At 44.1% G+C, this 8,456-nt stretch carries 7 protein-coding genes; all 7 read right to left on the reverse strand.

Features of this window, described 5'->3' with window-relative positions:
* On the reverse strand, positions 1 to 362 hold a 362-nt coding region (locus JJE29_08440; protein MBK5252642.1), incomplete at its 3' end, for an MATE family efflux transporter.
* An 85-nt stretch (positions 363 to 447) separates the two neighbouring features.
* Positions 448 to 696 carry a hypothetical protein gene (locus JJE29_08445; protein MBK5252643.1) on the reverse strand — a complete coding sequence of 83 codons (249 nt, stop codon included), beginning with the start codon at positions 694 to 696 and terminating at the stop codon, positions 448 to 450.
* A gap of 46 nt (positions 697 to 742) precedes the next feature.
* Positions 743 to 1,519: an ATP-binding cassette domain-containing protein gene (locus JJE29_08450; GenBank protein ID MBK5252644.1), complete on the reverse strand. Its 777-nt coding sequence runs from the start codon at positions 1,517 to 1,519 to the stop codon at positions 743 to 745.
* Positions 1,516 to 2,487, reverse strand: coding sequence for an ABC transporter ATP-binding protein (locus tag JJE29_08455; GenBank protein ID MBK5252645.1), 972 nt, complete (start codon positions 2,485 to 2,487; stop codon positions 1,516 to 1,518). Before JJE29_08455 ends, JJE29_08450 begins: the two co-directional genes overlap by 4 nt.
* A 10-nt stretch (positions 2,488 to 2,497) precedes the next feature.
* Entirely contained in the window at positions 2,498 to 4,549 is a 2,052-nt protein-coding gene (locus JJE29_08460; GenBank protein MBK5252646.1) for a hypothetical protein, read from the reverse strand.
* Between the two features lies 1 nt (position 4,550).
* On the reverse strand, positions 4,551 to 6,893 hold the full coding sequence (locus JJE29_08465) for a M28 family peptidase (protein ID MBK5252647.1): 2,343 nt from the start codon (positions 6,891 to 6,893) through the stop codon (positions 4,551 to 4,553).
* 72 nt (positions 6,894 to 6,965) lie between these two features.
* The gene (locus tag JJE29_08470) at positions 6,966 to 8,348 is read right to left on the reverse strand and encodes an FAD-dependent oxidoreductase (protein MBK5252648.1); all 1,383 of its coding nucleotides are present in this window, start codon (positions 8,346 to 8,348) and stop codon (positions 6,966 to 6,968) included.
* Positions 8,349 to 8,456: the final 108 nt, after the last annotated feature.

Consider the following 8,456-nt stretch of genomic DNA (forward strand, 5'->3'; position numbering starts at 1 on the left):
ATTAGTCCGATGCCAGCGAAGACAATGCTGTAAATTATTGATAAGAATATTGCCTGCTCTGCGGCCACCTTTGCCTCTTCCTTCCTGCCCGCCCCCAAAAACCTCGCTATTAGCGAGCTGGCCCCAATACCGGTTCCGACGCCTATGGATATAAGAACCAATTGGATGGGATAAGCCAAAGAAATAGCGGACAATGCCGCTTTGCTCAGGTGTCCAACATATATGCTGTCAACAACATTATAGAGAGCCTGTATTACCATCGAAAAAATCCCCGGCAGCGAAAGTCTTAGCAGCAAAGAAAAAACCGGATCTTCCCCCAGCCTGTTGCTTGTAGGATTTTGTCTTTTTTTATTTATATTCATTGCGAGAACCCGCTTTCGTATATTTGAGTGTATAACAGCTTCCCATTTTTTATGTCTTCATCAAACTTAACCGCAATAAAAACCCTCACTCAGCGTCATCCTCCCATTCCGAAAGAACCTGCTCCAGGGCAGCAATTTGCGCGCACATAGCTATATCCATGGACTCGCCCCTTCCTTCTAAATCGTTTCCCTGATTCACATAAAGGTCGTCAAGCTGCTTTCTTAAGTCCTCTCTGCTGAAGGATTCGTCAGATTCTCTTAGGTTATTGAAATTGTAATATACATTGTTGAATATTTTTTCAAATTTTTCTTCTTTCCAATTTTGCAGAAACATTTTTTTCACGCCTTTCTAAATAATTTCCAAAAACCCTTTGCGTTTTTTATAGAATGGAATCCAAGAATTCCCTTGCATATTCACTTTTCGGATTCTCCATTATAGCCTTTGCCTGTCCGATTTCTACTATTCTACCTTCGTGCATAATAGCTATTCTATCGCAAATTTTCTTTGCTGTGTTCAAATCCTTGCTAATAAAGAGATAGCTCGTTCCGTAAAGCTCCTTAATCTTCTGTATTGTATCGATAACTTGCCCCCTGATTGATGCATCCAGTCTATCGGTGGGTTCATCCAATACTATCAAATCAGGTCGCCATAATGTGGCAAGAGCTATGCCCACCTTCTTAACATCCATTTCATCCAATCGGCTTATATAGCAATAAGCGATGGACGGATTCAGTCCGACAATCTCCAAAACCTCCATCATTTCCAGCGGCTCCCGGTTTTTTTGAATTCTTTTGCAGCTGATAATCGATTCGCCTATGACCTCTCCTATTGTCAACCGGCTATCAACATGCTGCGCAACATCTTGAAAGACAATCTGGATTTTCCCATGTATTCCTTTTTTTTCTTTTCCCTTCAATTTTCCAATGTCCTTGCCTCTGAATTCAATTCTGCCGTAATCTGGAACGCCGAGCCCTGCAATCAATTCTCCAAGGGTCGTTTTCCCGCTCTCATGTCCCCCGATAAGCCCAAGCGTTTCATTTTCAAATATCTCTAGGCTTGCATAGTCTAAGGCTTTCGCAATTATCTTGGGGCCAAGCAGATTTTTCCGACAGATATATTCTTTCCTTAAATGGATTGCTTCAAGCAGTGCCCTCATAACTCTTCCCCTCCCACGGGATTGAAGCATCTGACCTTATGAAGGCCCTCCCCGGCAAGCTTGGGCATCTCGTTCGCGCAAACATATTTTCTGCGCTCACAGCGTTCTATGAAGGGGCATCTCAATGTATTGTCACCAAATCGTGTCTGGCCCCCGGGCAATGCATACATGTCTTCATCTTTTTCTATTGCCGACTCAATGCTTCGAACGAGACCCGCAGAATACGGATGGTCGGCGCCTTCAATAAATTGATTCACCGTTCCCTCCTCCACAACTATTCCATGATACATTACTATGATCCTATCGCTAAGGAGTCTTGCCAGTTCGAAATCCTTTGTCATTACGATTATGGATATCCTATACTGAATAGCGATTCTCTTTAAAAGTACCAGCATCCCCTTTTTCGCCATGCCGCCATAGTCTTCCGCAGGCTCATCAATAATCAGTATTTTAGGTCTGGGTATGGCAGCCATTGCCAAGCCTATTCTATATAACAGTTCATCTTCAAGCTGGGATGCGTAGGCCTTTTTTATCCTCTTTGGGTCTTCAATTCCGAGGTTTTCAAGGACTTCGTCGACTCCGTTCTGCACGCTCTCAAGCCGGTAGTGTCCTGCCAATCCCTTCAATTGCCTGCCTATGGTCAGGTAGGGATTAAGCACGCTTCTCGGATTGCCGAATACATATGCAATTTCACTGCCCCGAATTTTTCTCAAATCGGATTCATCCATAGAAAGAATATCCTGCTCTAGATAAAGAGCCTCTCCGGATATATTATATTCATTTCTGTTTAAAAGCCCGAGCAAGGCCTTTGGCAAATATTCCTTGCCGCTGCCGCTTTCCCCGACTATTCCCAATATGCCGCCCTGTTCAAGCTGAAAATCCATGTTTCTTATAAGCTTTGCCGTTTTTCCACTACGCTTCTCGGAAACAGAAAGATTGCCAATCCTAAGTATTGTTTTGTGCCTCATGGTTACCCTCCTATCGGCCGAGCTTGATAATTGTCTTAACTATTATGTTGCCAAGGTCTTCAATATCCATCGAGCTCCCGGGATATGGCTCAAAGCCAATCGTTATTGTATCAATATTATTTTCTTCGAACATTTTTCCATTGGAAATGCTTTGCATTCGGCTATATTCGTAAGGATAATCCTTTTCATGCAGAATAGTCCTTATTCTGCTGTCTACGATTGCCGAGTAACCTGGATTGTCCATTTCCGCTTTGTAGGCCACACTCCCGGAGGCCTCTTCATAAACCCCTGTCAAATCAATATATAGAGCGACATTTTCCTTGCTAAATGGCATGTGCTCCGCAAAGTAATCCATTCCCTCTCGATTTGCACCTCCCGACGAATCGAAAAATGCAAAAACAATTGTCTGTTCTATCCTGTCTTTCCTTCGAGCCAGCTGCCTCGCAAGCTCAAGTCCGAATTCTATCTTTCCGCTCTTTATAGGTTCATACTGCCAGCCATATGACAATCCAACGATTATTATTTCTTGCTTTGCGCGTTCCGTGTTTTCCATCTCTCCTAAAACATAGACACCTTGGCCATCGTTTGATTTCGATATTTGCCTGTAAGAAAGTTCCCCTATCCCATTAGCTAAAGCTTGAGCTAGCTCTTCGCTTATAGTCAGAATCGGTTTTGCAGACGGATTGCTTCCCTGCGCAGTGTAACGATATTCCATCTCGTCTCTGACAAGGAGAACGCCTCTTGCCCCATATTCCGAAAGCAATTTCTCTGCAAAATTAATAATATCCCCGTCGCTATACCTGCGCTTTCCAATCATTACCCAATAGCCCGAAAAATCCCGATGGCTTTCCTCCAATGAATAATAGTCCATTCCTCGTCCGTCGAATACCTTTCCGGATACATCGAATCTACCGAAGGTTTCCGCAAAGTAATCCGTGCCGGCCAAGTAGTTAATTTTTTCTTCTCCCGCGGCAAATGTCAGCTCATCGTAAATTGGCGAATAGCTTTCTTTTCTTTCATAGCTTTGTATAAGGGAATCCGAAACCGGTGAAAAACCTATCATTTCCAATTCAGAGGCTATCAGATTGGCTCTTTCACTGACCTCTACGCTGCCGGGAATCAGCTCTCCGGTTCTTTCGAAGTCTAGTGTTCGGCGCATCTCAGCCATGCTAAAGTCAGGAATGAAAAGATTTAAATATACAAACAGAACCGCCAAAGCCGATGCTATGCATAGCACTACAGCAATTGCCGAAAATCTGTATTTGTCATATGGATTCTCAATAGAGCGTCTGTGCCTTATCCTCAGACCTTCCGCCATAAGATTAAACCCGAATATCGCTATAAAAAACGCACATGCCGGATAAAGAACCATCCATGGCTTTTCCTGCCAATACGGAAGAAATTGTGTGCCTGTCTTTGATCCAATGCCTAATCCTTTCAATAATCCATAGAATACGCACAGCTGTGCAATAAGCGTCAATACCTTTGCCGTTTGATCAAAAAACATGGCCGGAAGGTCATCCTTTAAGAGTCTCCCCATGTTTCCAAAGGCAATAGAAAAAGATCCTTTGCCCGCAGCATCGCGGCCTTTAGACACCATGTCACCCTGCAGCCCTTTCATTTCAATCGAAATTCTTTCTGCTGCTTCGCTCCAGCCGACAAAACTCAGAACGGCAGTAAAAACAACCGCAAATGTTACGCCGAACGAATCATTGGCAAATATTCCCACAAGGATAACCAGGCCGATTATGTTGGGTGGCAAAATCTTGAAAACTGATTCAAATAGACCTATAAGTTTTCCTGCGCTCCAGCTGCCGAGGCCTGCCATAATCCCTGTCGGAATTGCAATTATAAGGCGAATGGCCGCAACCGAAACCGCAGTAATTGCAGCCATCCGGATTCCGTTTATTATAATGCCAATATACTCCATTTCACCTAAATCCATTATATTTTCTAAAGAATGAATTTTTTCCGGAACCATGAATTCCGGAAAAAGCATAAGTAAAAGAACAGCAAAAGACAATATGGAGCCCGCTGCCAAATGATAGTTTCTCTTTTTCATGTCAATACCCTCCCTTCGGATTCAGGAGAGCGACAAGTGCTTTCGAAAGCAGCACAGACACAATGTATACCACTCCAATTAACAGCATTGCCGAAAAAGCCGTTTCCGGGCTTTTAATTTCCACAAGCAAACGGTTGGTTATGCCCGGTAATCCAAATATGTATTCGCCAACAATCAAATTTGATAATACAATCGCCATCAATTCCGGAATACGCTTGACAGAACTTATGAATAGGCCCTTGAAAACATGTCTCGATATGTTTGCTCTTGTGAACCCCCTGGCTCTTGCCAAAAGAACATAATCCTTAACCATTTCCCCTTGAGCCATGCTTGACACTTCTCCATAAAACCAAACAAAAGGAACAATTGTCATTGAAATTACCGGGAATATCAAGGTTTCAAGGCCAAGTATAGAGACCCCGCCATCTGCCATATACACTCTCATATAGATGGTTGAAACATACAAAAGACCCAGTGCAATAAATGCTTGAGGAAGAGACAATACCATAATCGGCAATATTCCCCTTCCTTCCGATTTCCCTATGCGCATCGTCCCTTGATGCATCCCCGCAAAGAGGCCGGCTGTAAATGCGATGGCCGCGGATGCGGACACTAATCCAACGCTTAAAGCAAGGCCTTCATTAAATAGATTATTGAATTCCTCAATTTTGATATTTTTTATAAAAGAATACAATCTTTCCGACGCTCCGTGAAACGAATGCAAATCCAGAAGATGCAGGTTGACCGCAAAAGCCGTCAGCGCTATGGTCGCCAAAGCCAGCATGACAAAGCTTGATAGCCCCTCCGCCAGAATGCGCGGCGTTGAAAAATACAATCCGCTAATTGATTTGCTTCCAAAGCATGCGCCCGGATGTCTTCTATGCAATGTATGAAAAGCATATGAAACATAAAGAAGGGCCATAAGAATCAGTCCAAACATAGCCGCTCCCATGTCCACGTATCCCGAATAAGGCATATCATAGCAATCAGCCTCGACAAAATCGAGACATACGGACAAGTTTTCTGTAAATACATTCTCGTCCCATTGACCCGAATTGTCTTTTGGCGTACCGGCAATGACCTTAAGCTCTTCTCTTGATGCGCCGGCAAGCATCACGGCCGGGACCCCTGCATCGCTCAATGCTTTAGGGCTTCCCTCCAAATAGGCATCCTCGATGAAGGCCTCAAGTCCGGTCTTTTCATAATCTTGAATAATCCTTTCGGCAAGGTTCTCCGATGAATTACTGCCTGCATCGTAGGCAATACTGGTCTTGTCGGAATTCTTCCATCCGAGGTTTTCCAAAAATATCAGCTCTGTTTTTTCAAGCGGAAACAAAGGATTTTTAATGTATTCATTCATCCCAGCGGCTCCTGTTTTTTCGCCGTCAAGAAACATAAAAACAAGGTTCTTGCTCGGAGTCATATTACTTTTACTCAGTTTTTCCGAAAGCTCCAGAAGCCCCGAAATACCGCTTGCATTGTCTATTGCTCCCGGGACATGGCCGGTTTCGCCATATGCTCCATAGCCATCGTATCCTGTTGCTATAATCAGATATTCGTCGCTTTTAGGAGCCGGTATGCAAGCGATTATGTTTTCACCCGCAATGTATGGGAATCCAATTTTGACGCGAATCTCGGCGCCGTCAAAGACTCCATCCTCGGCACCGTCAATCAGCTTATCATAGACCTCGCCGGTTATGCGTGCCGTAAAAATGGATTCGATGCTCTTTCCCGAAGCATCGATGCTCTTTCTTTCTATTTCAAATCCGCCTGTTTTCGAATCGTCATAATAAAGTATACCTTGTCCCCCGCTCCTAAGCACGTGGATTTTGGCTTCATGTGTAAGATTGCTTGTCCTTGCAGCTACCACTCTGCCCGCCAGCATATGTCCCGGAATATACTCTATGGGCCCCACAGCCAGCAATATTTGTCCTGCGTAGTCTATACTTCCTCCCAAACCTTTCGTCACTGGATTGTAGTCTTTGTATATTTCAAGTGTATCCGCAAAGCCTGCGCCCATATCTTCAATCTTGAATTCCGCGGATTCGACAATAGCCGTCGTTGCGTCAAATGAAATCCCGTACCCTTCTCCCTCTAAGCTTTGAATGCCTTGCTCACGCAATGCATTTTTTATGTATTCCGAGGCTTTTTCGCCTCCTGGGGTTCCCATTTGCCGTCCTTCATAGGCATCCCCCGTCAGTTCATCTATGCGTACAAGTGCTTCCACGCAGTCTATTCCGCCATTTATAGCCTTGTCTCTTGAAACATTGCCGAGGAAAAATACAGCGAACAAAAGCAGGGGCATGATCAAAATTACTATGGTATAAAATTTATTTTTTTTCAATAATCCCACCGCCTATGAATACATGTCTTAATAATCTCGATAAAATATATTGTCCAAACTACAATCCCATGCTTACTCCATTATTTGCCTTGCAAAGCTAACTCCATTTACGCTGGCCTGCATAAGTCCTCGCGTAATTCCGGCTCCGTCCCCCAGTGCATAGAGATTCGAGATGTTCGTTTCGAAATTTTTACCAACCTTTACCCTATTGGAATAGAATTTAACCTCTACTCCATATAGGAGCGTTCCATTGCTTGCTATTCCCGGAACTATATTATCTAGGGCCTTCAGCATTTCGTCAATGTCCTTCATGATCCTATACGGCAAAACAAGAGACAAATCTCCCGGAACAGCATCAACAAGTGTCGGAACAATATTGTTTCTGGCGAGTCTTTGGACGGTAGTCCTTCTTCCGCGCCTAAAGTCCTCATAGCGCTGAACTATGACCTTGTTTCCCGAAAGCATGTTCCCGAGCTTTGCAATATGCTTTCCGTATGCTAAGGGTGCATTGAACGGCTCAGTAAAATGCTTGGTGACGAGGAGAGCAAAGTTTGTGTTTGCAGTCTTCTTATCCTCCGATTTATAGCTATGCCCGTTTACAACGGCCAGATTGTCATTATAATACTCTGTTGAAACTTCTCCACCGGGATTATTGCAGAATGTCCTTACCTTGTCGTCGAAGGTGGGCGTATAGTATACCAGCTTGCTCTCGTACATGTTTTCATCAAGCTCCCGCGTAATTTCACGGCGCGTCTCCACCCTTACCCCTATATCGACATCCCCTACTTCCGTATCTATTGCATATTTCTCGCAGATGGCCTTGAACCATTCAGAGCCCTCCCTCCCAATGGATACTACAACCTTTTCGCCAAAGTAGTCTTTGTCAGCCACTACTCCGCATACGGTTCCGTCCTCAATAAGAAGGTCCTTCACCGGATTTCTGAAGGAAAGCTCCACGCCTATTTCCTGCAAATGCTTCTGCAGCTCCGTGTATATAGTGTTTCCAACTTCCGTTCCCATATGCCTTATTGGGCATTCTATCAGATTAAGATTGCTCTCTATGGCCTTTTTCCGTATGGATTTTATGCCTTCGCTCTCATCCATTCCGTATACCCTTTTGTCTGCGCCGAATTTAATGTATAGTCCATCCACATACTTAATCAGCCTTCGTGTCTCATCTCGGCCAATATAGGTCGGCAGATTACCTCCCACTTCCTCGGAAAGCGACAGCTTTCCGTCCGACCAAGCGCCGGCTCCGGCGAAGCCTGTCGTTATATTGCATGGATTACAGCCCACGCACTTTCCTGTGATACGTTTCGGACATGTGCGTTTTTCGATCGGGTTGCCCTTTTCAAGCATCAGTATTTCGCATGATTCGTCCAATTTCTTTAATTCAAGCGCAGCGAAAATTCCCGAAGGTCCAGCCCCTACAATAATATAATCCCATTTTTTCATGTTCCTTACCCCTCACCATCTATTTTTCCTTACACCTTATAATACCAAAACAGCGGATTGAAATAAACAGCCATCCCCTCTTATTCGTGATAAATGACTATTTTCAAT

The organism is Peptostreptococcaceae bacterium, assembly GCA_016649995.1.
Lineage (GTDB): Bacteria > Bacillota > Clostridia > Peptostreptococcales > BM714 > BM714.